We start from the raw sequence: 23,662 nt of genomic DNA, 5'->3' as shown, positions 1-23,662 counted from the left end.
GGCAAGGAGCGGGGCCTTTGTTTTTTCAGGCCGGCCGATGGTTCCGACGCCCGCCGGATGATCGGCCTCCTTGGGTCGTTACTCTTCGTCTTCCTCATCGACGTAAGCCGTCGACTTGCCGAACACGTCCTCGGCCTTGATGTCGCCGCGGGGCGCGCGGAAGTCTTCTTCCTCTTCCTCGACTTCCGGCTCGAACTGGCCGGCTTCCGAGGCGGGACGCAGGGTCGGGTCTTCCGGCAGGATGCCCTTCTTCAGGTCGTCCTTGGCCTTCTTCTCGGCGGCCTTCTTGACCAGGGCGTCGAGTTCCAGCTGGCCGACCAGGCCCAGGGTCACCGGGTCGACCGGCTTGATGTTGGCCGCGTTCCAGTGCGTGCGGGCCCGGACCTGCTCGATCGTGGCCTTGGTGGTGCCGAGGATCTTGGAGATCTGGGCGTCGGTCACTTCGGGGTGGTGGCGCAGGAACCAGGCGATGGCGTCCGGGCGGTCCTGGCGACGCGACACCGGCGTGTAGCGCGGCGCCTTCTTCTGCGGCTTCAGCAGTTCGGCGTGACGGCTGACCTGGGCCTTCATCCGGTAGTCCGGATTGGACTGGGCGCGGTCCAGCTCCTCGCGGGTCAGCTGGCCGTTGCCGATCGGGTCGGCGCCGCGGATGTCGCGCGCCACTTCACCGTCGGCGATGCCGCGCACTTCCAGCGGGTGCAGGCCGCAGAAATCGGCGATCTGCTCGAAGCTGAGCGAGGTGTTGTCCACCAACCAGACGGCGGTCGCCTTGGGCATCAGGATGTCGGACATGCGGTCCTCCAGAAATGACGGCGCCCGGCCTTTCGGCCGGGCGGGATGTAGTCACCGCTATAATGCGGTTCTCGGAAAAAGGGAACGGGGGACAAGCGCCTAACCACCCTATTCTATTGCGCGACCAAGGCCTTGAGGACATCGGCGTCCTGGGGCGCGGCGCTTTTGATGTCGTTATCGAAGTAGCTGTAGACGTCGCGGCCGGCCCTGCGTTGGTCGTCGAGGAACGTGGCCCAGGCCTGGAGGTCCTTTTCCGGGTAGCGGCCGACGTAGCGCCCGCCCGGTCCATGCCCTCGCACATAGGCGAAATCGGCGGTGACGAGCCACGGCGACGGGGCGTCGTGGTGGTCGGAGATGCAGAGCGCGACGCCGTGGTCGCGCAGGATCGAATAGACGCCCTCGTCGTACCAACTGTCGCGCCGGAACTCGACGGTGACCCGCTGTCCCTTGGGCAGCCAGGACAGGAACCGCTTCAGCCGCTCGTCGTCCCGATGCAGCATTGGGGGCAGCTGGACCAGGGCGGGCCCCAGATGCTCGGCCAACGGCGCCATCCGGCCGAAGACCAGGTCCACGCTGTCCTGGCAGTCCTTCAGCTTCTTGTTGTGGGTGATGTAGCGCGAGACCTTCCAGGCGAAGACGAAGCCATCGGGCGCCTGGTCCGCCCATCGCCGCACGGCGTCTTCCGTGGGAAGCCGGTAGAAGCTGCCGTTGATCTCGGTCGTGTCGAAACGGGACGCGTAATAGGCGAAGTGGTCCTTCAGCCGGATCGTCTCCGGATAGAACGGCCCGCGCCAGTCCTTGTAGGCCCAGCCGGAGCACCCGATGCGCGTCTCGCTCATGCGAGAGAGAACGCCCGGCGCTCCGCGAGGGTTCAGACCACCAGCACCACCTTGCCCACGTGCTCGCCGGCCTCGAGGTGCGCGTGGGCCTTGGCGGCGTCGGCCAGCGGGAAGGTCGCGTCGACGATCGGCTTCAGCTTGCCGGCCGCCACCCAGGGCCAGGCCACGCGCTCGACCTCGGCGGAGAGGCGCGCCTTCTCGTCGGCCGAGCGGGGACGCAGGGTCGAGCCGGTGATCACCGCCCGCTTCTGCATGATCTTCATCACCGGGACCTCCAGCGTCGAGCCGCCCAGGCTGGCGATGTAGACGATGCGGCCGCCGGTGTTCAGGGCGTCGAGGTTCTTCTCGAAATAGCTGGCGCCGACCATGTCGAGGATCACGTCCGCCCCGCCGGCGGCCTTGACCACCTCGGCGAAATCCTCGGTCTTGGCGTCGACGGCGATGTCGGCGCCGAGTTCCAGCGCCTTGGCCTTCTTGTCGGCGCCGCGGCCGGTGGCGATGACCTTGGCGCCGGCGGCCTTGGCCATGGCGATCGCGGTCGTCCCAATTCCGGACGTCCCACCATGAACCAACAGGGTCTCGCCCGCCTTCAGGCCGCCATGCTCGAACACATTGGCGAAGACCGTGAACACCGTCTCGGGCAGGGCGGCGGCGTGGATCAGGTCCAGATCGCCGGGGATCGGCAGGGCGTGGCGGGCGTCGACCACGGCGTATTGCGCATAGCCTCCGCCGCCCAGCAGGGCGCAGACCTTGTCGCCGGCTTTCCAGCGGCCAGCGCCCACAACCACCTCGCCCGCGACCTCCAGTCCCAGGGTCGTCGGCGCGCCTGGCGGCGGCGGATAGAAGCCCAGGCGCTGTAGAAGATCCGGACGGTTCACGCCGGCGGCGGCGACCTTGATCAGAATTTGGCCCGGTCCCGGTTCGGGACGGTCGGCGCTCACGGCCTTCAGGGCCTCGGCGGGTCCCTTGCCGCCTTCGATCGCGATCGCGGTCATCGTCTCGCCCATGGGCGGCTTCCCTCTGTGACTTGCCTTGCGGCCTAGGTAGGCGTCAGATGACGGCTGGAAAAGGGAGAATGCCGATGTTCGAGGATGCCGCGGAGCCGCGCGCCTTCAGCGGACGCGCTCTAAGCGAAGCCACGCATGAGGATCTGGAGATCTACGGCGTTGCGGAATTGGAAGAGCGGATCGAGGCCCTGCAGGCCGAAATCGAGCGCACCAAGGCCCAGCTGGCCAAGAAAAAGGCCGGCCGCGACGCGGCCAATGCGCTGTTTGGTCGCCTCGACTAACGGTTCTTTTAAGGTTTCGGTGAGGTTACTGACGTCTTAAAGCATTCCAATCCGCTTTCGGACGGTCTTAAAGGCGGGGGGCGGGTCGCGAAACGGGACATCGAGCTCTGGCACGAGGGTTGCAGCACCCTTAATCCAGCGAGACGTCCTCGCGGCCTTTCGAAGGGGCATTGAGTAGCTATGACCGAAGTCAACGCGTTGGCCGATACGCCTTGGCGCGCCGGAGTCATCCAGGACTTCGCCCGATCGGAGCTGTTTGACCGCACGTTCGAGGAAGGCATGCAGCTGGTCGAGGAGACCGCCGCCTATCTCGACGGCGCCGGCCGGCATGACAGCAAGATCCTCTCGCGCAACGCCGCGCTCAGCTACGCCAGCGAAAGCATGCGCCTGACCACCCGCCTGATGCAGGTGGCCTCGTGGCTTCTGGTCCAGCGCGCCGTCCGCGAGGGCGAGATGCCGCCGGAAGCCGCCTGCGCCGAGAACTATCGCCTGGCCGAGGAGATGATCGGCGATCCCTCCCCGATCGAGGACCTGCCGTTCGGCCTGACCAACCTGCTGCACCGGTCCGAGCGCCTGTACGAGCGCGTCCGGCACCTGGACCGCCGCATGTACGTGGAATCGCCCAGCGAGGAAGCGCCGCGCCCCGTGCAGGCCCACTTCGACCGGCTGGCGGCCGCGTTCGGGGGCTGACGCCCCCGCGACCTATTTCGCGCCGTACCGCATCTTCGCCAGGCCCTCGACCATCTCGGTGGCCAGATCCATCGGCTTCAGGCCCGCCTTCCACTTCTCGAAGGCCATGACATTGTCGATGCGGGCGTCCAGGTGCGACAGCGCCGAGGTCCGGCCCGAGGCCATGTCGACCGCCAGGGTCGAGACCAGGATCCCCGACAGGATCGCGCGCTTGGAATAGTGGTTCTCGTCGGTCGCCGTATCGCCGGCCCAACGCCAGATCGCGTCGGCAGATTCCCAGGTCAACCGAGCGGCCAAGGGCAGATTCGTCGGGAAGGCCAGGAACACGGCCAGAGGCCGCAGCACGTCGCCATTTTCCTGAGCCGCCTCGAGGCGGGCGATGACGCCCTCGCGAATCCGCTGTCGAATCTTCAACGTCGCCAGGTCCAAGGCCCGTAGGCGTTGCAGCGCCGCCGCGTCATGGCGTCGCGACAGCAGGGCGGCTAGGTCGCGCGGCCCTTCAGGCAGCAGCAGCTGGCCCTCGGCCTCGGAAAGGCCCACAGCGCTCAGGGCGCGACTGACGAGTCCGGCGTTCCAACCGGCGCTCGGCGCCAGGCGCAGGGCCTCATCCAGGACGCGTTGCTCCGTCGAGTCGGCCCAGCTGGCGCCCGCCTGACCCGAAGCTTGACCGGATGTGTCGATATTTTCGCTCATGAATCCGAGTCTACACCGTGGTTTAAGCCGCGTCGCGCATGGACAGGACGCGCGCGCTCTGCTATCAGCCCCGCCTCATCGCCTGGGAGCACCCCTTCCAGGTTACCCGGTTTTGTTCGCCCGCCCGGCCCCTCAAGAGGGACTTGGGAATATTGGTCGGGCTGTCGAATGGAGAGATACCCCTGGTCCAGATTTTCGTCCGCGACAACAACGTCGATCAGGCCCTGAAGGCTCTGAAGAAGAAGATGCAACGCGAAGGCTCGTTCCGCGAAATGAAGCGGCACGTGCACTACGAAAAGCCGTCGGAAAAGCGCGCTCGCCAAAAGGCTGAAGCCGTCCGTCGCGCTCGCAAGCTGGCCCGCAAGCGCGCTCAGCGCGAAGGCCTGCTGCCGATGCCGAAGAAGGCTGGCGGTCGCTAAGACCTCTTCCCTTCGCATCGCCGAAGATTTCGAAGGCCGCGCGGCGATCCGCGCGGCCTTCGTCGTTTCTGGATCGGCGCGACCTCAGCGCCCCCTCCGTCACGAGGCTTCGCCTCGCGACACCTCCCCCGTTGCACGGGTGAGGAGGAAGCGGCTCCCCTCCTGCCCCGCTCGCGGGGGAGGTGGATCGGCGCCGATAGGCGACGAGACGGAGGGGGCGCTATCCCTTCCGCGCGTCCGCCACGAACGCCACCGCGCGGACGATGTGGTCGGCGAAGCGGCGGCCGATCAGCAGGGTGTGATTGGCGGCCTCAACATGGTCGACCATGCCGTGCTCCGAACGGCGGGCGGGGGCGGCCTGCATTTCCTTCCAAGCCTCTCGGCCGGCCAATGGGCCCGCCGTGACGACCGCCACCGGCCACTTCGGGTCGAAGGGCGGCTGCTGGCCGGCCTGGGCCGAGGCCTGCGCCCACAGGCCGACCTCCTCGGCCGCCGTGCGGTTGTGGCGGCCGTTGGCGAACGCCCAGCCCTTCTCGGCCTTGGCGGCCGGCGGCAGGTCGATCTTGTCGCCCAGGCGCGTATGGGCCAGCGGCTTGTAGAGCCCGATGGAGGCCCCGCGCGCCGCCCATTTCGATAGGCTGGCGAAGGCCTTGATGAAGCCCCGCACCTGCGGGTTCTGCGCGGCCTCGGGCGTGGCGGCGTCGGCCAGGACCAGACCCGCCACCTTGTCCGGATTACGACCGGCGTACTCCCTCAAGCGCAGCCCGGCCATGGAGTGGCCGACCAGGATGTAAGGCCCCGGCTCGCCGGAGGCGGCGATCAGCTTCTCGAAGTCGGAGACGATCGCCAGGCCATCGCGCGGCGAAGGTCCGGGCGGCGAGAAGCCCATGCCGGCGCGATCATAGGCGCAGGAGCGCCAGCCAGCGGCGGTCAGGGCCTCCTGCACGGCGCCCCAGTCGGCGGCCAGGCCGAACGCGCCGGCCTCCAGCCAGACGACGGGACGGTCGCTCTTGGGTCCTTCGCAGACCAGCCGCAGCGTCCGCCCCGGCTCGATCTCGACCATCTGGCCTCGGGCCTTGGGCGCGCCGGCGGCGCTCATCAGCCCTCCGACCGCGATATAGGAGACAAGCAGGAGCGCGAAGCCCGCGACGCCACGGCCGAGAAACTGGATCATGGCGTTCAATGTAGGGACGGTTTGTGACGCGTCGAGGCGCGTTGCGCCGGGTGCGGAGATTTATCCTTCCGAGACGGGAATCCGCGTCCGCACACGGCCGCTCTTGGCGCGCGTGACCGGCCCGCCCTTCACGCCGTCGGGCCATTTCGACACGACCGCCAGCCGCACCTTCTTGGAGACCCGGCCCGCCGCGCGGATCGGCATGTCGTCGGCCTCGGCGAAGCTGCGTCCGATGAAGAAGGCCGGGTTCAGCGGCTTGTCGCCCTTGCGGATCTCGAAGTGCAGGTGCGAGCCGGTCGAGCGCCCCGAATTGCCGACGAAGGCCACGGTCGCCCCGCGCCGGACAAAGGCGCCCTTCTTGACGCTCCGGGCGGGGGCCTTGAGGTGGGCGTAGAGGGTGGTCATGCCGCCCTTGTGCATCACCTCGACGAAACGGCCGTAGGTGGGGCTGACGCCGGTGCGCTTGACCACGCCGTCGGCCGAGGCCTTGACCGGCGCGCCGGCGGGAGCGGCGATGTCGACGCCCTGGTGCAGGCGGCCATTCTCTTCCCAAGGCAACTGGCGCAGGCCGAACGGCGAGTCGATGACCCGACCGGGCAGCGGCGCGTCGAACACGAAAGCGGGCGGCGGCGGCGCCGGGGCTTCGAACTCCGTGACGGGCGGGGCGACATCCTCTTCGACCGTCGCGACCGCGGGCGGCTCGGACATCCAGGCTCCAAGGACCGCGACGCCGTTCAAGGCGCCGATCGTGGCCGCCACGCCCAACGCCACGAGAAACACCACGCGCAGTTGTTGAGCTGGAATAGCCAGGCTTCTAGAAATCAAACCACTACCTCTCGGGATATCCGGTCAATCGAGAGGACCGCGCCAAGGCGGCTCAGATCTCATAATTGACCTTTCGGGATCATGAATGGCGGGCTCTATGACTGGCGGTTTTGACCAAAACAGGGCGCAGCTTAACCATTCGTTTGCGATAATCTGGGTTTTGAGCGCGATTTGCTTCTGAAGACAAGGTCGCTTCACTTGAACTTGGCAAGCGAAACCTTGAAGTCCGCCATCATGGAAAGCACGACACGGACGGAAATGTCGCGGCGCCCAACTACATTACGACAAAGTCATCTGTTAATAGTCGTTCATTCGCTTAATTACGCGTCATGAAACAGACGTAACGGGACTTTGGGATATCATGAAATTAGACAGTATTCATTGGCGCAAGAAACAGCGCCATCAAGAGGGATACTTCTAATGCGCAAGTTCATCATGAGCATCACCACGGTCGCCAGCCTGAGCCTGGCCGCCGTTCCGATCCTGGGCCTGACCCAGGCCGCCAACGCCGCCGAACCGACCGCCCGTGTCGCCTATGGCGACCTGAACATGGCCGACCCGGCGCAAGCCAAGATCTTCGACGCCCGCGTCGAACGCGCCGGCCTGGACCTGTGCCGTTCGATGATGCGCAGCGGCGACCTGGCCATGCCCGTCCGCGCCTGCGTCGCCAACGCTCACCGCGAAGCCGATATCCAGGTCGCTCGCGCCAAACATCAGGCCCGCCCGGCTCAAGCCAAGACCGTCGAGGTCGCCGCGAAGTGATCCTTGCCCGACAGCGGGGACGCCCCTGAAGCGTCTCCGCCCGGACCACACGAAAAAGGCCCCGGCGTCACCGCCGGGGCCTTTCGCATTTCACCTTTGGATGGGTCGATTAGAGCGCCTTCACGATGCCTTCGACCATCTTCTTGGCGTCGGCGAACAGCATCATGGTGTTGTCCTTGAAGAACAGCTCGTTCTCGACGCCGGCGTAGCCCGAGGACATGCCCCGCTTGACGAAGAGGACCGTGCGGGCCTTCTCGACGTCCAGGATCGGCATGCCGAAGATCGGGCTCTGCGGATCGGTCTTGGCCGCCGGGTTGGTGACGTCGTTGGCGCCGATCACGAAGGCGACGTCCGCCGTCGAGAACTCGCTGTTGATGTCTTCCAGCTCGAACACCTCGTCGTAAGGCACGTTGGCTTCGGCCAGCAGCACGTTCATGTGGCCCGGCATGCGGCCGGCGACGGGGTGGATGGCGTACTTCACCTCGACGCCCTCCTCCTTCAGCTTGTCGGCCATTTCGCGCAGGGCGTGCTGAGCCTGGGAGACGGCCATGCCGTAGCCCGGGACGATGATCACCTTGCTGGCGTTCTTCATGATGAAGGCCGCGTCGTCGGCCGAGCCTTGCTTGACCGGACGCGTCTCAACCTTGCCGCCTGGACCAGCCGCCGCGGCGTCGGCGCCGAAGCCGCCCAGGATCACCGAGATGAAGCTGCGGTTCATGCCCTTGCACATGATGTAGGACAGGATCGCGCCCGACGAGCCGACGAGGGCGCCGGTGATGATCAGGGTCGTGTTCTCGAGCGTGAAGCCCAGGGCCGCCGCCGCCCAGCCGGAATAGCTGTTCAGCATCGACACCACGACGGGCATGTCCGCGCCGCCGATCGGGATGATCAGGGTGACGCCGATCAAGAGGCTCAGGGCGAAGATGCCCCAGAAGGCCCAGATGGCCGAACCGCCGCTGACGACCAGCACCACGACCAGAGCGACGATCGCCAGCGCGATCACGATGTTCAGCAGGTGTCGGGCCGGCAGCAGGATCGGCGCGCCGCCCATGTTGCCGTTCAGCTTGGCGAAGGCGATCACCGAACCGGTGAAGGTGATGGCGCCGATGGCCAGGCCCAGCGACAGCTCGATCAAGCTGTTGAGGTGGATATGGCCGTCCGCGCCCACGATGCCGTAGGCGGCGGGCGTATAGATGGCGGCCACGGCCACGAGGCAGGCGGCCATGCCGACCAGCGAGTGGAAGGCGGCGACCAGTTGCGGCATCGAGGTCATCGGCACCTTGCGGGCGATCACCGCGCCCACGCCGCCGCCGACGGCGACGCCGGCGATGATCAGGCCCAGAGTGACGGCGTCCAGCGCGCCTTGGCTCCATAGCGTGGAGAGCACGGTGGCCACGGCGATGGCCATGCCGACCATGCCGTAGGTGTTGCCCTTGCGGCTGGTCTCGGGGCTGGACAGCCCGCGCAGCGCCAGGATGAACAGCACCCCCGAGACGAGGTACAGGATGGCGGCGAGATTGGCGTTCATGGTGTTTATCCCCTCTCGACCGCTTACTTCTGCTTCTTCTTGTACATCGCCAGCATTCGCTGGGTGACCAAGAAGCCGCCGAAGATGTTGACCGCCGCGAAGGCCGCGGCGACGGCGCCGGCCCCCTTTGAGATCCAGACCGAGCCGGCGACGGCCTCGCCCGACGCGCCGTGGGCGGCGGCGGCCAGCAGGGCGCCAACGATGATCACCGACGAGATGGCGTTGGTCACGGCCATCAGCGGCGTGTGCAGCGCGGGCGTCACGCTCCAGACGACGTAGTAGCCGACGAAGATGGCGAGCACGAAGATCGCCAGACGGAACACGGTGGGGTCGACGGCTTCCATGGGAGCCTCCCTTTCGATGGCGTGGTTAGGCGGTCTTCAGGTTCGGGTGGACGATCGCGCCGCCCTGGGTGACGACGGCGGCCTTGAGGATCTCGTCCTCGAAATCGGGGGCGAAGGCGCCCTCCTTGTTCGTGAACAGGGCCGACAGGGCCACCAGGTTGCGCGAATAGAGCGCGCTGGCGTCGGCGGCGATGCGGCCGGGCAGGTTGGCGTGGCCGAGAATCTTCACGCCGTTCGGGGTGACGACCGTCTCGTTCAGCTTGGCGCCCTCGACATTGCCGCCCTGCTCGATGGCCAGGTCGACCAGGATCGAGCCCGGCTTCATCGAGGCGACCTGGGCGGCCGTGACCAGCTTCGGCGCCGGACGGCCCGGGATCAGGGCGGTGGTGATGACGATGTCCTGCTTGGCGATGTGGCTGGAGACCAGTTCAGCCTGCTTGGCCTGGTATTCCTTGGACATCTCCTTGGCGTAACCGCCGGCCGTCTGGGCGTTCTTGAACTCCTCGTCCTCGACGGCCAGGAACTTGGCGCCCAGCGACTCGACCTGCTCCTTGGTGGCCGGACGCACGTCGGTGGCGGTCACGACCGCGCCCAGGCGGCGGGCCGTGGCGATGGCCTGCAGGCCGGCGACGCCGACGCCCATGATGAACACCTTGGCGGCGGCGACGGTGCCGGCGGCGGTCATCATCATCGGCAGGGCCTTGCCGTAGGCCTCGGCCCCTTCGATCACGGCGCGATAGCCGGCGAGGTTGGCCTGGGACGAGAGCATGTCCATCACCTGGGCGCGAGTGATGCGCGGGATGAACTCCATGGCGATCGCCGTCGCGCCGGCCTTGGCCAGGGCGTCCAGCGTCTCCTTGTCCTGGTAGGGATTGAGCGCGGCGGCGACGATCGCGCCGCTCTTCAGGGCCGCGATCTCGGCGGCCTCGGGCGCACGGACCTTGAACAGGACATCGGCGCCCTGGATCGCGTCCTTGGCGGTCTTGGCGATCTTGGCGCCCGCCGCCTCGTAGTCGGCGTCCGGATAGGACGCGGCCGTCCCGGCGCCCGCCTGCACGACCACCGAGAAGCCGGCCGCGCCGAGCTTCTTGACGGTTTCAGGCGTGGCCGCGACCCGCGTCTCGTTCGCGCGGGTTTCTTTTGTGACGGCGATGACGGCCATCGGCATACCCCTCCCAGAGCGCTGGTTTCCCCATCAGGATGAGGCGCTCTGTAGGGGATAGTCTTGCCTCTTGTCGAGGCGTGACGTGCAGGTCAGGGAAAAAATATGCCGATGTCTACCGGTGTCAGTGGGCCGGAGCGGGCTTTTCGCGAAGCAGAACAATGCCCAGCGCCAGCAGCACGACAGCAGCGATAGCGCTACCAACGAAACCGGCCGGGGTGCAGAACAGCAGGGTGATGAACAGCAGCAGCGTGGCGACCGCCAGCGAACCCCACTTCGTCATCTTGCCGAACGCGGCGTAGGTCGCCGCCTGTTCCGAGATATCCATTTCACCGCGGTGATAGTCGCCGGCCATGTGTCGTCCTCAGTGGAAAAGAATTACGCCCTCGCCCGATACAACGCGGGCCGCCGGGGCTCAAGCGTCCGAATTGACCCAGGCCTCGGCAGTGAACCTACCGCGCACGGCGTCGACAGCCTGGTCGACGGTGATGTCGGCGATTCGGCCCTCGCCCGCGTCGAGGCGGGTCAGCCAGCGCGAATAGGCCGGCACGGGCGCCGTGCCCATCAGCCCAACGCACGGCGTGCCGACGGCGGCGGCGACGTTCAGCGCGCCGGAGTCGTTGCCGAGGAAGCCCGCCGACAGGGCGATCAGGGCCGCCGACTGGTCCAGCGGCAGGTCGCAGGCGACGAGATTGCCGGGCAGCTCGCCGATCGCGGCCTTGGCGGCCTGGGCCTCGTGCGGCCCGCCGACCCAGAACACCGTGCCGAACAGGTCCGAGAGCCGCTGGGCGGTCTCGGCGAAGCGCTCGGCCGGCCAGGTGCGCGCCGGCTCGCTGGCGCCGATCCCCAGGCACAGCCAGGGCCCCGGCCGGTCCCCGTAGCGCGCCTTCACCGCGGCGACGGCGACGGGGTCGAGCTTCAGCGCCGGCTCTCTGCTTTCGACCGCCAAACCATGCGCCGTCTCGAAGGCCGCCAGCTTGTCGAGCCGGTGGGCGGGGCGCATGGCCTTCGGCAGGAACGGCCCCTTGTTCAGGAACCGCTCCTGGCTGTGTCCCAGGCCAAAGCCGCGCCGCTCGGGCACGCCCGCCAGAAAGGCGGCGATGGCGGGTCGGTCGATCTTCTCCAGGATCCAGACCGCGCGCGGCTTCTCGGCCTTGCACAGGCGGAGGAAGTCGAGGGTCTCGCGCACGCCCTTCAGGCGGCCCTTGTAGTGCGGCGCATGGAGCACGCGCGCGACGGTCGGTTCGACCTTCAGCACCTCGGCCGCCCGACTGGAAGGTCGGGCCACCAGGACCACCGCGCCCTCCGGCGTCGTCGCCGCGATCGCGCGGATGGTCGGCAGGTGCCACATCAGGTCGCCGATCCCGCGATCGGGCGCATAGACGAGGACGGGTCCGGTCACGGCCGTCAGGCCCAGGCCGCCAGCAGTCCTCGCAACCCGGCCACGAAGGCCAGGGGCTGATCGATCATCACGTGGTGGTCGGCGTCGGGAATAGGCAAGAGCAGGACGTCCTTGGGCATTTGCCCAAGCATATAGTCGACGGTCTCGGCATGCATCAGGTTCGAGCGCTCGCCCCACATCAAGGCGGCGGGACAGGCGATCTGGGGCAACAGAGCCCCGAGATCGGGCATGCGGAAATTGTGCCAGAGGTCTGGATCGAACTTCCAGGTCCAGGCGCCGTCGACCTCTTTCAGAGAGCGGCGGGCGATGAAGTCGGCGATGTAGAGGTTCTCGCAGGGCTGCGGCGGCGCCAGGCGGAACCGCGTCAGCGCTTCTTCCAGGCTCGGATAGGACGGCAGGCCTTGGCCCGAGCGCGGCGGCGGGCCTTTCCAGCGCTTCTCCGGCGGCTGGATGCTGCTGTCGACCATGATCGCCCCGCGCAGGCGCTCGGGATGGCGCGCGGCGCAATAGAGGGTCGGGAAACCGCCGAACGAGTGGCCGACCACGATCGGCTTGCCCCCGCCGGCCTCAAGCCCCGCCGCCTCGACCGCCGCGAAGATCTCGGCCGCGAACAGCTCGGCGCTGTAGGCGGGCCGCCAGTCGCTGCCGCCCATGCCCGACCACGAGATCGCGGCCACCCGCCAATCTTTCGCGAAGAACGGGGCGATGAAGCTCCACCAGTCGGCGTGGGCGCCGTTGCCGTGCAGGAACAAGAGGCCCGGCTTGCCGACCTCGCCCCAGGTCAGAAGCTCGATGTTCGCGCCCTCGACCGTGATGGTCGAGCGCTCGGGCGGATGATCGATAGCTGCGTAGAACCACACGGGCGCGGGCGGAGGCTCGCCGCCGAACGGCGCGAGCAGCGAGACGGGCGCGGCCCGATCGTCGGCCATGCCTTAAGCCTCTTCCTTGTAGTTCAGCTCGCCCGGACGCGGCTTGCGCGGGCTCAGGGCCTTGAAGATCCCGGTGCCGGTAATCAGGGTCCGGTCGCCGGACCAGATGCGGCCGCGCACGGTGAAGACCAGGTCCTCCTCGGCGATCAGTTCGCCCTCGCCTTCCACCCAGTCCCCCAGCTTGGCCCCCGACAGGAAGTCGCACATCAGCCGCACGGTGACCCAGCTGTAGGACTTCTGGAGTGAGATGATCCGCCCCCAGGCCATGTCGGCGAAGCTCATCAGCATGCCGCCATGGCAGTTGCCCAGACCGTTGGTGTGGTGCTCCTCGACCCGGAAGGCCAGGCGCGCCTGGCCAGGGCCTTCGCGATGCTCGAACAGCGGCCCGATCTGCCGGCCAAAGCCCCGCGACCAGTTCAGTTGCGAGAAGCCTTCGGGGATTGCCGCGGTCTGGGCGTCTGTCAGGTCGTCGGACATGCGGTCAGGCTAACGAGCGTTTGAAAAAAGAAAAGCCTTCCGTAAGGACGGCGCGGCGTCCGGCATCTAACCTTTCGAAACGGGGGATCGATGGGCCGGGATATCGCCAGAGACGCCGATAGGGACTTCGCCGACTGGCTGGGGCCGCATCTGCCGATGCTGCACCGGACGGCGCGGGCCTTCGCCGAGCCGGCGGACCAGCACGACCTGCTGCAGGAGATGATCCTGGCGCTGTGGAGGGCGCGGCCGAGGTTCCGCGCCGAAAGCGCGGCGGGCACCTTTGTCCACCGCGTGGCGCACAACGCCGCGCTCACCTGGCGACGGGGCGAGACACGTCGGCGCCTGCGCGGCGTCGCGATCGAGGCCGAGCTGCTGATGCGCGAGGCGGGGAGCGATCCGCAGGACGCCCTGCTGGAGCGGCTCTACGCCGCCATCCGTCGGCTTCCGCCTGTCGAGCGCTCGCTGATCCTGCTGTCGCTGGACGGCCTGCCCTACGCCGAGATCGCCCGCCTGCACGGCCTTTCGGAAACCAATGTCGGCGCGCGGCTGACCCGGATCCGCCAGCGCGTCGCCAGCCTCGTGGAGGAGGCCGACCATGGAGTTTGACCGCCTGGAAGCCGCCTGGCGCTCGCCGGCCAACACGCCCGACGACAAGGTTCGGGCCTATCTGATGGAGACCCTGATGCGCACTCTGAAAGCTCGCCGGCGGGGCGAAATCCTGCTGTTCGCCATCCCCGCGACCACCATGACGATCTTCACCGTCATCATGGCGCGAACGATCGCCGGCGGCCGCATGGACGTCGCCCGCGAATGGGGCGCTCTCGCGATGATGGGCGTGTGCTGGCTGGTGCTGCTGGGCGTGTTCGCGGCGGGCGCGCTGCTGCGCCATCGCCGCCAGCCTGGAGAGCCGGCGGTGCTCGACACGCTCAGGGCCATGCTGGCCGCCAACCGCCGGGCGCGGACCAACATGAGGATTTTCTGGATGATGCTGCCGGTGTTCCTGGTTCCGATGGCGATCGGCGTCACACAGCTGCGCGAGGTCGGCAAGGCCAGCGAGCGCGACGCCTGGCAGATGCTGCTGGTCTTCGGCCTGGCCCTCGGCGCCAGCGTCACCTGGAACGCGGCGCGGTACTTCGGGGTCATGAAGCCGGAGCAGCGGCGATTGGAGGCGCTGCTGAAGGAGTACGAGGCCTAGACCCCGACCGCCGCCAGAGCCTTGGCCTGCCGTTCGGCGACCGCCTCTTCCGAGAACCCTTCCAGCGACGCCTCGAACAGCTGCTTCCAGTTATGGCGCGCCCCAAGGTGGAGGAAGGCCGCGCCCAGACCGATGGCGGCGCGGTCCATGAACACGAACTCGCGCGGGATGGTGATGCCGCCGACCGCCTTCAGGGCCTGGCGCACCTTGAAGGCTTCGCGGCGGCCGTACTCGCCGGGCGGCACGTCGTCGGCGACGGTGCGCACCCGGTCGTCCAGCAGCGGGCCGTAGATGAAGCGCGCCCAGACGTTCAGGGTGTCGACCAGGTCATCGGTCAGCCCCTGGAAGCCCCAGGTGCGATAGGCCTCCATCTGCTCGGCGCGGTCGTCGTTGGACAGCGCCCGATAGAGCCGCACGACCCCGGCCACGAACTTTGGCGGGAAGATGCGGATGCAGCCGAAATCGAGCAGGTTCAGGTGCGAGGCGCCCTCTCCGGCGAAGGTGTAGTTCCCAAGATGCGGGTCGCCGTGGATGACGCCCAGATGGGTCATCGGGCTCCACCAGGCCTCGAACAGCAGGGCGGCGATGTGGTCGCGGACTTCCTGCGGCGCGGTCTTGAAGGTCAGAAGTCCCTGCCCGTCCAGCCAGGTCATCGACAGCAGGCGCCCCGTGGACAGCTCCCGAACGGGCGTCGGCGTGCGGATAGCCTCGCGGCCGGCGAAGAACTCGCCGTACAGCGCCATCAGCTTGGCCTCGCGGCCGTAGTCCAGCTCCTCGCGCAAGCGGTCGCCGATCTCGACGATCATCTCCGACGGGTCGATCGAGCCGTCCATCCGCTTGAACAGGTTGATCAGGGCGCGCAGCTGGCCAAGGTCGCTTTCGACAGCGCTCTGCATGTCCGGATACTGCAGCTTCACCGCCAGGGCCCGGCCGTCATGGGCAGTGGCGCGGTGGACCTGGCCTAGCGAGGCGGCGGCGGCGGCCTCGTGCTCGAAGCTGGCGAACTTGGCTTGCCAATCGGGCCCCAGCTCGGCCGCCATCCGTCGGCGCACGAACGGCCAGCCCATGGCCGGCGCGTTGGTCTGCAGCTCGGCCAGCTCCTTGGCGAACTCGGGCGGCAGCAGGTCCGGCACCGTGGCGAACATCTGGGCCGCCTTCATCAGCGGGCCCTTGAGGCCGCCCAGCGCCGCCTTCAGCGCCTTGGCGTTGCGCGCGTCGGCCTCGTCGCCGCCGAACATGCGGTTTGCGCCATAGCTGACGGCGGCGCCCGATAAACCCGCGCCCACCTTGGCGAAGCGGGAGAGGCGGCCGGAAAGCCGGTCGCGTTCAGGGTCGTCGCGGTCAGCCATCTAGATCCTCCCCCCAGCGGGGGAGGTGTCGGCGCAGCCGACGGAGGGGGAAGAGGCAAGCCCAGCAGGACTTCCCCCTCCGGCGCTTCGCGCCGCCTCCCCCGCTGGGGGGAGGATTTGGATCGGCGATCCGCTCACACCAAAGCCTCGAACTCATCCACCAGACGCTCCAGCTGGGCGCAGCCGGCGGCCCAGAAGGCCTTTTCGCGCGGGTTCAGCCCGAACGGCGCCAGGGCCTCGACATAGGTCTTGGTCCCGCCCGCCGCCAGCAGCTGCTCGTAGAGCGGCGCGAACCTGGCGGGGTCCTCGCGGCGCTTTTCCATCAGGCCTCGCACCAGGAGGTCCCCGAACGCATAGGCGTAGACGTAGAACGGCGCGTGGCAGAAGTGGCTGACATAGGCCCAGTAATGCTCGTAGCCCGGGTTCAGCTTCACGGCCGGGCCGAGACTTTCGCCCATCACATCCAGCCACAGGGCGCCGATCTGGTCGGGCGACAGCTCGCCCTCCAGCCGGGCCTCGTGGAACCGTCGCTCGAAGCGGTGGAAGGCGATCTGGCGCACCACGGTGTTGAGGCCGTCCTCGATCTTGCCAGCCAAGAGGCCCTTGCGGTCCTCCGGCGAGGCCTCGGCCAATAGGCGGTCGAACACCAGGCCCTCGCCGAAGATCGAGGCCGTCTCGGCCAGGGTCAGGGGCGTGTCGGCCAGCAGGGTGCCCAGCGGCTGGCACAGGGTCTGGTGGACGGCGTGACCCAGCTCGTGGGCCAGGGTCAGCACGTCGCGCCGCTCGCCCATGTAGTTCATGAACACGAACGGGTGGCGGTCGGCCGTCACCGGGTGGGCGAAGGCGCCCGACTGCTTGCCGGGACGCGGCTTGGCGTCGATCCACGGCTTGTCGAAGAACACCCGCGCGGCGTCGGCGAACTGGGGCGCCAGGTCCTGGAAGCTCTCCAGCACCATGCCCTTGGCCTCGTCCCAGGCGTAAGCGCGCGGGGCGGCGGCGGTCAACGGCGCGTTGCGGTCCCAATAGTCCAGGACCTCCAGGCCCATGACCTTGGCCTTGAGCGCGTAGTAGCGGTGCGACAGGCGCGGATAGGCCTCGACCACCGCCTGCTCCAGGGCGTCGACCGCGTCGGCGTCGACCTCGTTGGCGAGGTGGCGCGACTGGGCCGGCGTCTCGTAGCGGCGCCAGCGGTCCTCGACCTGCTTTTCGAAGGCCAGGGTGTTGAGCACCAGGGCCTGGGTCGAGGCGCGCTCTTCCAGAGCCTTGGCGAGCCCCTCGGCGGCGGCCTTGCGGCGGGCGACGTCCGGGTCGGAGAGACGATTCAGCGCCTCGGACAGAGTCAGGCTCTCGTCGCCGACATTGGCGGTGAGCTTGGCCAGGGTCTCGTCCCACAGCCGCACCCAGTTGGCGACGGCGGGGGCCTTGTCGACGATGAAGCGCTCCAGCTCGGGCGACAGCTCGTGCGGCCGCGACAGGCGCACGCGACGCAGCCACGGCGCCCAGCGCGCGGCCTCGGGATGGGCGTCGAGCGCCTTGGCGATCTCGCTGTCCTCCAGCTGGTTCAGCTCCAGGGTGAAGAACAGGCTCTCGGCGGCGATCTGGGAGGAGCGGGCCCTCAGGTCCGCCTCGAACTTGGCCCAGGCCGGATCGTCGCGCGCGACCGAAGCCGCGAGGGCGGCGTAGGCGCCGACGCCCCACAAGCCGTTGGTGGCCTGCTCATAAAGCGTGATCCCGCGATCCAGCAGCACGCCCAGGCGCTGGGGCTCCTTGCGGGCCTCCAGGAACATGCCCTCCAGCGAGGCCAGCTCGTCATTGGCGGCCTTGGCGGCGGAAAGGTCGGTCTCGATGCGGGGATCGTCGCGGCCGACATAGAGGTCGGCCAGGTTCCATTCGGGCGGGGTGTCGGGCTTGAAGGGCGCGTTCATGGATCAGCAGATAGGCCTCCGCCCCCCGCCCGCGCAATGCGTCAAACGTGCGGATGCCGTTTCTTGACGGCGGCCGGCGCGACGGTCTTCCACGCGCCGCGCAGCAGGCTCTCTAGTTCGTCCGGCTCGATCGTCTCCAGTCTGACCAGCACCGCCGGATAGTTCCGATAATGGTCGTCGGTGAAGAAGCGGTCGGGCGCGGCCTCGAGGAGCATATTCTTGGTCTCGGTCGGGCAACGAACGGCGAGCACGCCCGGAACCAGGACGCGCTTGGCCTTGGGGGCGGGACGCGCCAGATAGCTCCAGGCCAAACCCTTGCCGCCGACATCGAAGCCGACTTGGCCGCCGTCGCCGATCCCGCCCGAGACCTCCGGCAAGGCCAGGGCGAGCTTGACCGCGCCCTCCATGTCCATCACGCACGCTCCCCGCGTAAGACCCTGTTAAGGCTAAACCTTAAGGTTCGCGACACCTCTCCGAAAGCCGGTGTTTACCCCGCGAGTGTATCACTCTGAACCAACAAGAGCCTCGCTCCACGTGGGCGTGGCCGGTTCTGGTGGATGTGCCCAATGACCAAGACGGTGCTGGTCGTCGATGACGACCCGACCCAACGTCGATTGATCCAGGCGGTGCTCGAGCGCGAAGGTTTCGCTGTCTCGCACGCCGACAGCGGCGACGCGGCCATCGCGCACCTGACCTCGGGCGCGCCGGCGGATGTCGTGCTCCTGGATCTCGTCATGCCCGGCCTGTCGGGCCAGGACGCGCTGGCCGAGATGCGCGCGCGCGGCTTCACTCAACCCGTCATCGTCCTGACCGCCAGCGGCGGCGTCGACACCGTGGTCAAGGCCATGCAGGCCGGCGCCAGCGACTTCTTCATCAAGCCGGCTAGCCCCGAACGCATCACCGTCTCGATCCGCAACGTCCTGTCGATGGGCGAGCTGAAGGGCGAGGTCGAGCGCCTGACCAAGCGCGCCGTGGGCAAGACCACCTTCTCGGACCTGATCGGCGCCTCGCCGGTCATGAGCATGGTCAAGCGCATGGGCGAGCGCGCGGCCAAGAGCGCCATTCCCGTGCTGATCACCGGCGAAAGCGGCGTCGGCAAGGAGCTGATCGCCCGCGCCGTGCATGGCTCGTCCGACCGCGCCGGCAAGCCGTTCGTGGCCGTCAACTGCGGCGCGATCCCCGAAAACCTCGTGGAGTCGATCCTGTTCGGCCACGAGAAGGGCAGCTTCACCGGCGCCACCGACAAGCACCTGGGCAAGTTCAAGGAAGCCGACGGCGGCACCCTGTTCCTCGACGAGGTCGGCGAGCTGCCGCTCGATGTGCAGGTCAAGCTGCTGCGCGCCCTGCAGGAAGGCGAGATCGACCCGATCGGCTCCAAGCGCTCGATCAAGGTCGACGTCCGCATCGTCTCGGCCACCAATCGCGACCTGGCCCAGGCCGTCTCGGCCGGCCGGTTCCGCGAGGACCTCTACTACCGCCTGAACGTCTTTCCGATCGAGGCCCCGTCCCTGCGCGAGCGTCGCGAGGACATCCCGGCCCTGGTCGAGGCCTTCATCCGCCGTTTCAACGTCGAGGAAGGCAAGCGCGTCATCGGCGCCGCGCCCGAAACGCTGCAACTGCTGACCGCCTTCGACTGGCCCGGCAACGTGCGACAGCTGGAGAACGCGGTCTATCGCGCCATCGTCTTGGCCGACGCGCCCTATCTGCAGCCCTACGATTTCCCGGCCATCTCGGGCCAGGCCGCGCCGCTGGAGGCCGCGACCTCGACCCCGCCGCCGACGGCGGCCGCCATGCTGCAGGCCGCCCACGCCGCCATGGCCGCCCCTGCCGCCGAGGCTCCGGTGCGCATCCTCGACGAGCGCGGTCACCTGCGGACGCTGGAAGAGATCGAGCGCGACCTGATCCAGCACGCCATCGACGTCTATGCCGGCCACATGAGCGAGGTGGCCCGCCGCCTCGGCATCGGCCGCTCGACCCTGTATCGCAAGGTTCGCGAGCAGGGCATCGAAGTTGATCTGAAGGAAGCCGGCTGAACATGCGTCCAACCGACATCGAACCGGCGCCGCAAGGCCGCGCGCCCGCGCCCCTGATGATGTTCCGCCCTGTCTCCCGGGAGCAGCGGCTGAAGAGCCTGCTGAAGCCGGCGCGGCTGTTGGGGAAGATGCCGCGGCGGTAGGATTCGGCGTTCTTTAATCCGACCCTCCCGACGAAGGCCGGAACCCAGATGGCATGGCTCTGAGGGGCATGCAAAGACGCCCGCGATCCTTCCAGGACGCGGGCGCTCTTGCATCTGGGCCCGGCGTTCGCCGGGGAAATCGGTATCCCCCAGAGGGGCGGCGCGAGCCTAGTGCCCCGCAGCCACGCTGAGGCGCTCTTCGTCCTCGACTTCGGCGCGCGGGGTTTCGGCGGCGGTGAGGTCCAGGCGGATCCAGCCCGGGCCCGAGCGGCGGGTCAGGCCTTCGGCCGCCATCGCCTCCAACTCGCGCCCCACGGCCGTCGGGGTCACCGGGCGGCTCCAGCGGTGGTCCAGCTGGCGGGCGATCTCGGCTTCGTTGAGGCCCGGCGACTGGGCCAGGGCCATCAGGATCATGTCGCGGGTGGTGCGGCCGCGGCGGCCGCGGCGGCTGGGCTGGGGCGCGGCGAAGGCCGCCGGCTCACCCGACGACAGACGCTCGGCCATGCCCGCCTGCTTGAGGGCGTCGAGCGCCAGCACGATGGCGCGCAGCTCGCTCTCGAACGGCGCCTGGGCGCGTCGCTGCGCCTCGATCATGCGGTTTTCGAGCTCCGACTTGCGGCGCATCAGCATCTGATAGGTGGTCGCCATAGTCCCTAATCCAGCGAATGGCAGGGTTCGCTCTGCGCCGAGCCAGGCCCAAGGGCCCGTGCGCATCGAGGGCGGGTCGCCGTGAGCACACGACCCGGAACCCCACGTCCATTAAGACTTTAAACCATTACAATCGTTTGTATTTTCGGGGCGTATGATTACCAAGGCCTTAACGCAACGGGGCGAACACGGGTTTTTGGTAAGCCTTTCGGGAATTATTTAGGGTGGCGTCGCAAATCGCGGCACACGCCATCCGGGTTATGCTCAAGCTTCCTGCGAAACGGCGATCACGCGTCGTCCTCCGGACGCGCCGTTTCGCGGCGCGCGGCCCGTCCGAAGCCGCCGCTCCGGCGCATCGGCTTGCGCCCGCCCTTGGGCTCGGCCGCCTTGTCGCCCTTGGCCTTGGCGGCGATTTCCCTGAGCTTGATGGCCTGGTTGCCCGACAGGGCCTGGCCCCGCGCGCCCTTCTCGGGATCGGCGAAGGCCCGGCCGTAGGTCTCGACGCGCTGGGCGACGCTGGTCAGGAACTCGCCCTCCCATTCGGAGAGCTCGACGCCCGACTTCTCGGCCGCCCGGCGGGCGCGCTTGAGAGCGTTCAGCGCGGCGCGCTTGGCCTGCTCTTTCGGGTTGGGCGGCTTGGCGCGCATGGCGCAACGCTAGCGCGATCCCTCTCCCATGGGGAGAGGGGTAAGGGTGAGTGGGTAAGACGTCAGCCGCTGAAGCCCCTCACCCTTCCCATCGCGACGCGATGGGTCCTTCCCTCTCCCTCTGGGAGAGGGACGCATTCTTAAATCTCGCCGATGGCCGACAGATACAGGTCGAGGATCGCATCCTCTTCCTGGCGCTTGGCGCGGTCCTGCTTGCGGATGCGGACCACCTTCTTGAGGATCTTCACGTCGAAGCCGTTGCCCTTGGCCTCGGCGTAGACCTCCTTCATCTGCTCCATGATCTCGGTCTTCTCGACCTCGAGGCGCTCGACGCGCTCGATGATCGACTTCAGCTGGTTCTGAGCGGTGGAGTTCAGGACGTCGGCGTGGGGAATGGCGTCGTCGGCCATGGGCGGTCTCGCGGAAAGGCTGGAAATCGGAGGCGCGGAACCTAGTTCGAAGCCGCGCCGCTGGGAAGCGCGATTCAGCGGCCGTCCACTACCTTCCTTCAACCCGGCCGCGCGCCACCTCGGCCAGGGCCGCCAGGTCGAGATTCTTGTCCCCGCCGCCCAGCAGCATCTCCAGGCTCGCTTCCGCCAGATCGGCCTGCGGCATCGACAGGCCCTTGGCCTCGGCGGCGTCGAGCACCAGGCGCACGTCCTTCAGGCCAAGCTCGGCGGCGAAGCCGGGCGGGCTGTAGCGGCGCTCGGCGATCATGGCGCCATAGATCTTGTAGATCGGCGCGGCGAACAGGGTGCTGCTCAGCATGTCCAGAAGCTCGGGCGCGGGCACGCCATAGGCCTCTCCCAGCGCGACGGCCTCGCCCATCGACTCGATGGCCGAGACGATCATGAAGTTGCCGGCCAGCTTCAGGGCGTTGGCGCGGACGGGGTCCTCGCCCAGCGGCCAGACCTTGGCGGCCAGCATCTCGAGCACCGGCATGGCGGTCGTGACGGCGTCGGACGCGCCGGCGGCCAGCACGTTCAGCCCACCGGCCTGGGCGACGGGCGGGCGACCGAACACAGGCGCGGCGACATAGCCAAGGCCAAGCCCGGCGTGCAGCGCCGCCAGCTCGCCGGCCAGGGCGGTGGAAATGGTGGCGAGATTGACGTGGACCAGCCCTTTGCGCGCCCGCGCCAGCGCGCCGCTGTCGACCAGCACCTCCTTCACCGCCTGGTCGTGGGCCAGCATCGACAGCACGATGTCGGCCTTGAAGGCCTCGTCCACGCCGGCGGCGGGGATCGCGCCCTCGGCGGCCAGCTCATCGACGATGGCGCGCGATCGGTTCCACACCGTCACCTTAACGCCCTTGGCCAGCAGATTGCGGACCATCGCCGCGCCCATGGCGCCGAGGCCGATCATCGAGACGTTCATGGAGAGGCTCCGCATCTGTGTAGGAGCCCCAGATAGGCGCCTTCGCCCCACAGCGCCATGGCGGCGTAGCCTTGATCAGATCAGGCCGTGCGCCTCGACCGCCCCGCGCAGCCGCGCCGGGTCGGTGAAGTGGTGGGTGTGGAAGCCCAGCTCGCGAGCCGCGGCGATGTTGGCGGCGCTGTCGTCGATGAACAGCAGGTCGTTCGCCGACAGCCCCGTCCGCTCCAGCACGATCTCGTAGATCCTGCGGTGGGGCTTGATGACCTTCTCGTCGCCCGAGACGATCGCGTCACGGAACAGGCCAAAGTGCGCCGGCGAGATCGCCTGGACGGCGGGCCATTTGCTTTGCGGCATGTTGGTCAGGGCGAACTGCGGCACGTCGCGGGCGGCCAGGGCCTCGATCACGGCGGCGGTCTCGGGGATCGGTCCCGACAGCATCTCGTCGAAGCGCTCGTCCCAGGCGCGGATCTCGGCCTCGTGCTCGGGGAATCGCGCGATCAGCGGCGCGGCGTTCCGCACGAAGTCGACGCCCTTGTCGTGTTCGACGTGCCAATCCAGGGTGCAGACATGCGAAAGGAACCGGTCGAGATCGGCCGGTTCCTTGAAGATCTTCGCGTAGAGTGCGCGGGGATCCCAGCGCACGATGACATTGCCGACATCCCAGAGAACGGCTCTGGGAGACGCGGCAGCCGTCATCAGCCCTGCTTGGCCTTGAAGCGCGGGTCGGTCTTGTTGATGATGTAGATGACGCCCTTGCGGCGAACCATCTTGCAGTCGCGGTGGCGACCCTTCAGCGACTTCAGCGAGCTGCGAACCTTCATGACCGTCTCTGTACTCAGCGGAGAGGTTCGGGCGCGCCAAGAGAGCGGCCGGAACATCCGGGTGTTTCGGAGGCGGTGCGTATAAGTGCGACGGGCCCTTGAGTCAATGCGCTAGTCTATGCGCTCCGGGGCTCTGACGCACGTTTGAGGGAACTTACCCCGGGCCGCGCGCTTGTGATTGAACCCATCGTCCGAACGCCGGT

Annotated in this window: 30 protein-coding genes and 2 pseudogenes; 9 read left to right on the top strand and 23 right to left on the bottom strand. The window is 68.0% G+C overall.

The window, feature by feature from the left end:
* Positions 1 to 78: 78 nt before the first annotated feature.
* From CSW60_RS14570 to CSW60_RS14560, 3 genes are all read right to left on the bottom strand, one after another.
* Positions 79 to 792 carry a DUF1013 domain-containing protein gene (locus CSW60_RS14570; protein ID WP_099538061.1) on the bottom strand — a complete coding sequence of 238 codons (714 nt, stop codon included), beginning with the start codon at positions 790 to 792 and terminating at the stop codon, positions 79 to 81.
* Positions 793 to 905: 113 nt separating this feature from the next.
* Positions 906 to 1,631: a DUF72 domain-containing protein gene (locus tag CSW60_RS14565; protein WP_099538060.1), complete on the bottom strand. Its 726-nt coding sequence runs from the start codon at positions 1,629 to 1,631 to the stop codon at positions 906 to 908.
* Between the two features lie 32 nt (positions 1,632 to 1,663).
* Complete coding sequence (locus CSW60_RS14560) at positions 1,664 to 2,638, bottom strand: NAD(P)H-quinone oxidoreductase (protein ID WP_099538059.1); 975 nt, start codon at positions 2,636 to 2,638, stop codon at positions 1,664 to 1,666.
* A gap of 74 nt (positions 2,639 to 2,712) precedes the next feature.
* On the opposite strand from CSW60_RS14560, the gene CSW60_RS14555 reads away from it, so the two are divergent.
* Both CSW60_RS14555 and CSW60_RS14550 read left to right on the top strand, forming a co-directional pair.
* Entirely contained in the window at positions 2,713 to 2,919 is a 207-nt protein-coding gene (locus tag CSW60_RS14555; RefSeq protein WP_066686761.1) for a DUF1192 domain-containing protein, read from the top strand.
* A gap of 180 nt (positions 2,920 to 3,099) precedes the next feature.
* A complete protein-coding gene (locus CSW60_RS14550) occupies positions 3,100 to 3,609 on the top strand; it encodes a DUF1465 family protein (RefSeq protein ID WP_066686592.1) in 510 nt (169 codons plus the stop codon).
* A gap of 12 nt (positions 3,610 to 3,621) precedes the next feature.
* On the opposite strand, the gene CSW60_RS14545 is transcribed toward CSW60_RS14550, so the two are convergent.
* Positions 3,622 to 4,302 (bottom strand): COQ9 family protein, encoded by a 681-nt coding sequence (locus CSW60_RS14545; RefSeq protein WP_099538058.1) that lies wholly within the window; start codon positions 4,300 to 4,302, stop codon positions 3,622 to 3,624.
* A 182-nt stretch (positions 4,303 to 4,484) separates the two neighbouring features.
* Here CSW60_RS14545 and rpsU point away from each other — a divergent pair, with 182 nt between their 5' ends.
* Positions 4,485 to 4,721, top strand: coding sequence for a 30S ribosomal protein S21 (rpsU, locus tag CSW60_RS14540; RefSeq protein ID WP_082769410.1), 237 nt, complete (start codon positions 4,485 to 4,487; stop codon positions 4,719 to 4,721).
* 82 nt (positions 4,722 to 4,803) lie between these two features.
* Positions 4,804 to 4,921: pseudogene (locus CSW60_RS24065) on the top strand (hypothetical protein); the annotation flags it as partial.
* Between the two features lie 20 nt (positions 4,922 to 4,941).
* Here the strand turns inward: CSW60_RS24065 and CSW60_RS14535 are convergent.
* Positions 4,942 to 5,895: an alpha/beta fold hydrolase gene (locus tag CSW60_RS14535; RefSeq protein ID WP_099539136.1), complete on the bottom strand. Its 954-nt coding sequence runs from the start codon at positions 5,893 to 5,895 to the stop codon at positions 4,942 to 4,944.
* Between the two features lie 60 nt (positions 5,896 to 5,955).
* Entirely contained in the window at positions 5,956 to 6,720 is a 765-nt protein-coding gene (locus tag CSW60_RS14530; RefSeq protein ID WP_236634289.1) for a M23 family metallopeptidase, read from the bottom strand.
* A 420-nt stretch (positions 6,721 to 7,140) separates the two neighbouring features.
* On the opposite strand from CSW60_RS14530, the gene CSW60_RS14525 reads away from it, so the two are divergent.
* A complete protein-coding gene (locus CSW60_RS14525; RefSeq protein WP_099538056.1) occupies positions 7,141 to 7,482 on the top strand; it encodes a UrcA family protein in 342 nt (113 codons plus the stop codon).
* A 109-nt stretch (positions 7,483 to 7,591) separates the two neighbouring features.
* Here the strand turns inward: CSW60_RS14525 and CSW60_RS14520 are convergent, their stop codons facing one another.
* From CSW60_RS14520 to CSW60_RS14490, 7 genes are all read right to left on the bottom strand, one after another.
* The gene (locus CSW60_RS14520; protein ID WP_099538055.1) at positions 7,592 to 9,010 is read right to left on the bottom strand and encodes an NAD(P)(+) transhydrogenase (Re/Si-specific) subunit beta; all 1,419 of its coding nucleotides are present in this window, start codon (positions 9,008 to 9,010) and stop codon (positions 7,592 to 7,594) included.
* Positions 9,011 to 9,033: 23 nt separating this feature from the next.
* Positions 9,034 to 9,354, bottom strand: coding sequence for a proton-translocating transhydrogenase family protein (locus CSW60_RS14515; RefSeq protein WP_099538054.1), 321 nt, complete (start codon positions 9,352 to 9,354; stop codon positions 9,034 to 9,036).
* 25 nt (positions 9,355 to 9,379) lie between these two features.
* Positions 9,380 to 10,522 carry a Re/Si-specific NAD(P)(+) transhydrogenase subunit alpha gene (locus tag CSW60_RS14510; protein ID WP_201723065.1) on the bottom strand — a complete coding sequence of 381 codons (1,143 nt, stop codon included), beginning with the start codon at positions 10,520 to 10,522 and terminating at the stop codon, positions 9,380 to 9,382.
* 118 nt (positions 10,523 to 10,640) lie between these two features.
* Entirely contained in the window at positions 10,641 to 10,871 is a 231-nt protein-coding gene (locus CSW60_RS14505) for an aa3-type cytochrome c oxidase subunit IV (RefSeq protein WP_099538053.1), read from the bottom strand.
* A 60-nt stretch (positions 10,872 to 10,931) separates the two neighbouring features.
* Positions 10,932 to 11,867 carry a glycosyltransferase family 9 protein gene (locus CSW60_RS14500; protein WP_099539134.1) on the bottom strand — a complete coding sequence of 312 codons (936 nt, stop codon included), beginning with the start codon at positions 11,865 to 11,867 and terminating at the stop codon, positions 10,932 to 10,934.
* Positions 11,868 to 11,923: 56 nt separating this feature from the next.
* Positions 11,924 to 12,847: an alpha/beta fold hydrolase gene (locus CSW60_RS14495; protein WP_099538052.1), complete on the bottom strand. Its 924-nt coding sequence runs from the start codon at positions 12,845 to 12,847 to the stop codon at positions 11,924 to 11,926.
* A gap of 3 nt (positions 12,848 to 12,850) precedes the next feature.
* On the bottom strand, positions 12,851 to 13,324 hold the full coding sequence (locus tag CSW60_RS14490) for a PaaI family thioesterase (RefSeq protein WP_099538051.1): 474 nt from the start codon (positions 13,322 to 13,324) through the stop codon (positions 12,851 to 12,853).
* Between the two features lie 102 nt (positions 13,325 to 13,426).
* On the opposite strand from CSW60_RS14490, the gene CSW60_RS14485 reads away from it, so the two are divergent.
* Together CSW60_RS14485 and CSW60_RS14480 are read left to right on the top strand one after the other, a co-directional pair.
* Positions 13,427 to 13,930: an RNA polymerase sigma factor gene (locus CSW60_RS14485; protein WP_099539133.1), complete on the top strand. Its 504-nt coding sequence runs from the start codon at positions 13,427 to 13,429 to the stop codon at positions 13,928 to 13,930.
* On the top strand, positions 13,920 to 14,519 hold the full coding sequence (locus tag CSW60_RS14480; protein ID WP_099538050.1) for a hypothetical protein: 600 nt from the start codon (positions 13,920 to 13,922) through the stop codon (positions 14,517 to 14,519). The genes CSW60_RS14485 and CSW60_RS14480 overlap by 11 nt, the downstream gene beginning before the upstream one ends.
* On the opposite strand, the gene CSW60_RS14475 is transcribed toward CSW60_RS14480, so the two are convergent.
* The 4 genes and pseudogenes from CSW60_RS14475 to CSW60_RS14465 all read right to left on the bottom strand — a co-directional run bounded on the left by CSW60_RS14475 (position 14,516) and on the right by CSW60_RS14465 (position 18,206).
* Complete coding sequence (locus CSW60_RS14475) at positions 14,516 to 15,868, bottom strand: AarF/ABC1/UbiB kinase family protein (protein ID WP_099538049.1); 1,353 nt, start codon at positions 15,866 to 15,868, stop codon at positions 14,516 to 14,518. The two genes, CSW60_RS14480 and CSW60_RS14475, sit on opposite strands and share 4 nt — an antisense overlap.
* A gap of 3 nt (positions 15,869 to 15,871) precedes the next feature.
* Positions 15,872 to 15,978 (bottom strand): annotated as a pseudogene (locus CSW60_RS24060) (hypothetical protein); the annotation flags it as partial.
* A gap of 24 nt (positions 15,979 to 16,002) precedes the next feature.
* A complete protein-coding gene (locus tag CSW60_RS14470) occupies positions 16,003 to 17,793 on the bottom strand; it encodes a M3 family oligoendopeptidase (protein WP_099538048.1) in 1,791 nt (596 codons plus the stop codon).
* A gap of 41 nt (positions 17,794 to 17,834) precedes the next feature.
* Entirely contained in the window at positions 17,835 to 18,206 is a 372-nt protein-coding gene (locus tag CSW60_RS14465; RefSeq protein ID WP_099538047.1) for an MmcQ/YjbR family DNA-binding protein, read from the bottom strand.
* Between the two features lie 153 nt (positions 18,207 to 18,359).
* Between CSW60_RS14465 and CSW60_RS14460 the strand changes: the two genes are divergently transcribed.
* Both CSW60_RS14460 and CSW60_RS24385 read left to right on the top strand, forming a co-directional pair.
* Entirely contained in the window at positions 18,360 to 19,826 is a 1,467-nt protein-coding gene (locus tag CSW60_RS14460; RefSeq protein ID WP_099538046.1) for a sigma-54 dependent transcriptional regulator, read from the top strand.
* 2 nt (positions 19,827 to 19,828) lie between these two features.
* Entirely contained in the window at positions 19,829 to 19,969 is a 141-nt protein-coding gene (locus tag CSW60_RS24385) for a hypothetical protein (RefSeq protein ID WP_201723064.1), read from the top strand.
* A 168-nt stretch (positions 19,970 to 20,137) separates the two neighbouring features.
* On the opposite strand, the gene CSW60_RS14455 is transcribed toward CSW60_RS24385, so the two are convergent.
* The 6 genes from CSW60_RS14455 to ykgO form a co-directional block, all read right to left on the bottom strand.
* Positions 20,138 to 20,617, bottom strand: a complete 480-nt coding sequence (locus CSW60_RS14455; protein WP_099538045.1) for a hypothetical protein — start codon at positions 20,615 to 20,617, stop codon at positions 20,138 to 20,140.
* A 287-nt stretch (positions 20,618 to 20,904) separates the two neighbouring features.
* On the bottom strand, positions 20,905 to 21,264 hold the full coding sequence (locus tag CSW60_RS14450) for a hypothetical protein (protein ID WP_099538044.1): 360 nt from the start codon (positions 21,262 to 21,264) through the stop codon (positions 20,905 to 20,907).
* 140 nt (positions 21,265 to 21,404) lie between these two features.
* Positions 21,405 to 21,674: a DUF2312 domain-containing protein gene (locus tag CSW60_RS14445; protein ID WP_099538043.1), complete on the bottom strand. Its 270-nt coding sequence runs from the start codon at positions 21,672 to 21,674 to the stop codon at positions 21,405 to 21,407.
* Positions 21,675 to 21,762: 88 nt separating this feature from the next.
* Entirely contained in the window at positions 21,763 to 22,638 is an 876-nt protein-coding gene (locus tag CSW60_RS14440) for an NAD(P)-dependent oxidoreductase (protein ID WP_099538042.1), read from the bottom strand.
* A 75-nt stretch (positions 22,639 to 22,713) separates the two neighbouring features.
* Positions 22,714 to 23,334 (bottom strand): HAD family phosphatase, encoded by a 621-nt coding sequence (locus CSW60_RS14435; RefSeq protein WP_099538041.1) that lies wholly within the window; start codon positions 23,332 to 23,334, stop codon positions 22,714 to 22,716.
* Positions 23,334 to 23,459, bottom strand: a complete 126-nt coding sequence (gene ykgO / locus CSW60_RS14430; RefSeq protein ID WP_004616427.1) for a type B 50S ribosomal protein L36 — start codon at positions 23,457 to 23,459, stop codon at positions 23,334 to 23,336. The genes CSW60_RS14435 and ykgO overlap by 1 nt, the downstream gene beginning before the upstream one ends.
* Between the last annotated feature and the right edge of the window lie 203 nt (positions 23,460 to 23,662).

The sequence above is a fragment of the Caulobacter sp. X genome, assembly GCF_002742635.1.
Classification (GTDB): Bacteria; Pseudomonadota; Alphaproteobacteria; order Caulobacterales; family Caulobacteraceae; genus Caulobacter.
The sequence above is the reverse complement of the archived record's forward strand: the minus strand, read 5'-3'. Positions and strand labels throughout refer to the sequence as shown.

Bases quoted from the DNA above. Each gene is read 5' to 3' on its own strand.
- CSW60_RS14570 (WP_099538061.1), bottom strand. From the start codon at position 792: ATGTCCGACATCCTGATGCCCAAGGCGACCGCCGTCTGGTTGGTGGAC.
- CSW60_RS14565 (WP_099538060.1), bottom strand. From the start codon at position 1,631: ATGAGCGAGACGCGCATCGGGTGCTCCGGCTGGGCCTACAAGGACTGG.
- CSW60_RS14560 (WP_099538059.1), bottom strand. From the start codon at position 2,638: ATGGGCGAGACGATGACCGCGATCGCGATCGAAGGCGGCAAGGGACCC.
- CSW60_RS14555 (WP_066686761.1), top strand. From the start codon at position 2,713: ATGTTCGAGGATGCCGCGGAGCCGCGCGCCTTCAGCGGACGCGCTCTA.
- CSW60_RS14550 (WP_066686592.1), top strand. From the start codon at position 3,100: ATGACCGAAGTCAACGCGTTGGCCGATACGCCTTGGCGCGCCGGAGTC.
- CSW60_RS14545 (WP_099538058.1), bottom strand. From the start codon at position 4,302: ATGAGCGAAAATATCGACACATCCGGTCAAGCTTCGGGTCAGGCGGGC.
- CSW60_RS14535 (WP_099539136.1), bottom strand. From the start codon at position 5,895: ATGATCCAGTTTCTCGGCCGTGGCGTCGCGGGCTTCGCGCTCCTGCTT.
- CSW60_RS14525 (WP_099538056.1), top strand. From the start codon at position 7,141: ATGCGCAAGTTCATCATGAGCATCACCACGGTCGCCAGCCTGAGCCTG.
- CSW60_RS14520 (WP_099538055.1), bottom strand. From the start codon at position 9,010: ATGAACGCCAATCTCGCCGCCATCCTGTACCTCGTCTCGGGGGTGCTG.
- CSW60_RS14515 (WP_099538054.1), bottom strand. From the start codon at position 9,354: ATGGAAGCCGTCGACCCCACCGTGTTCCGTCTGGCGATCTTCGTGCTC.
- CSW60_RS14510 (WP_201723065.1), bottom strand. From the start codon at position 10,522: ATGCCGATGGCCGTCATCGCCGTCACAAAAGAAACCCGCGCGAACGAG.
- CSW60_RS14505 (WP_099538053.1), bottom strand. From the start codon at position 10,871: ATGGCCGGCGACTATCACCGCGGTGAAATGGATATCTCGGAACAGGCG.
- CSW60_RS14500 (WP_099539134.1), bottom strand. From the start codon at position 11,867: ATGTGGCACCTGCCGACCATCCGCGCGATCGCGGCGACGACGCCGGAG.
- CSW60_RS14495 (WP_099538052.1), bottom strand. From the start codon at position 12,847: ATGGCCGACGATCGGGCCGCGCCCGTCTCGCTGCTCGCGCCGTTCGGC.
- CSW60_RS14490 (WP_099538051.1), bottom strand. From the start codon at position 13,324: ATGTCCGACGACCTGACAGACGCCCAGACCGCGGCAATCCCCGAAGGC.
- CSW60_RS14480 (WP_099538050.1), top strand. From the start codon at position 13,920: ATGGAGTTTGACCGCCTGGAAGCCGCCTGGCGCTCGCCGGCCAACACG.
- CSW60_RS14475 (WP_099538049.1), bottom strand. From the start codon at position 15,868: ATGGCTGACCGCGACGACCCTGAACGCGACCGGCTTTCCGGCCGCCTC.
- CSW60_RS14470 (WP_099538048.1), bottom strand. From the start codon at position 17,793: ATGAACGCGCCCTTCAAGCCCGACACCCCGCCCGAATGGAACCTGGCC.
- CSW60_RS14465 (WP_099538047.1), bottom strand. From the start codon at position 18,206: ATGGACATGGAGGGCGCGGTCAAGCTCGCCCTGGCCTTGCCGGAGGTC.
- CSW60_RS14460 (WP_099538046.1), top strand. From the start codon at position 18,360: ATGACCAAGACGGTGCTGGTCGTCGATGACGACCCGACCCAACGTCGA.
- CSW60_RS24385 (WP_201723064.1), top strand. From the start codon at position 19,829: ATGCGTCCAACCGACATCGAACCGGCGCCGCAAGGCCGCGCGCCCGCG.
- CSW60_RS14455 (WP_099538045.1), bottom strand. From the start codon at position 20,617: ATGGCGACCACCTATCAGATGCTGATGCGCCGCAAGTCGGAGCTCGAA.
- CSW60_RS14450 (WP_099538044.1), bottom strand. From the start codon at position 21,264: ATGCGCGCCAAGCCGCCCAACCCGAAAGAGCAGGCCAAGCGCGCCGCG.
- CSW60_RS14445 (WP_099538043.1), bottom strand. From the start codon at position 21,674: ATGGCCGACGACGCCATTCCCCACGCCGACGTCCTGAACTCCACCGCT.
- CSW60_RS14440 (WP_099538042.1), bottom strand. From the start codon at position 22,638: ATGAACGTCTCGATGATCGGCCTCGGCGCCATGGGCGCGGCGATGGTC.
- CSW60_RS14435 (WP_099538041.1), bottom strand. From the start codon at position 23,334: ATGACGGCTGCCGCGTCTCCCAGAGCCGTTCTCTGGGATGTCGGCAAT.
- ykgO (WP_004616427.1), bottom strand. From the start codon at position 23,459: ATGAAGGTTCGCAGCTCGCTGAAGTCGCTGAAGGGTCGCCACCGCGAC.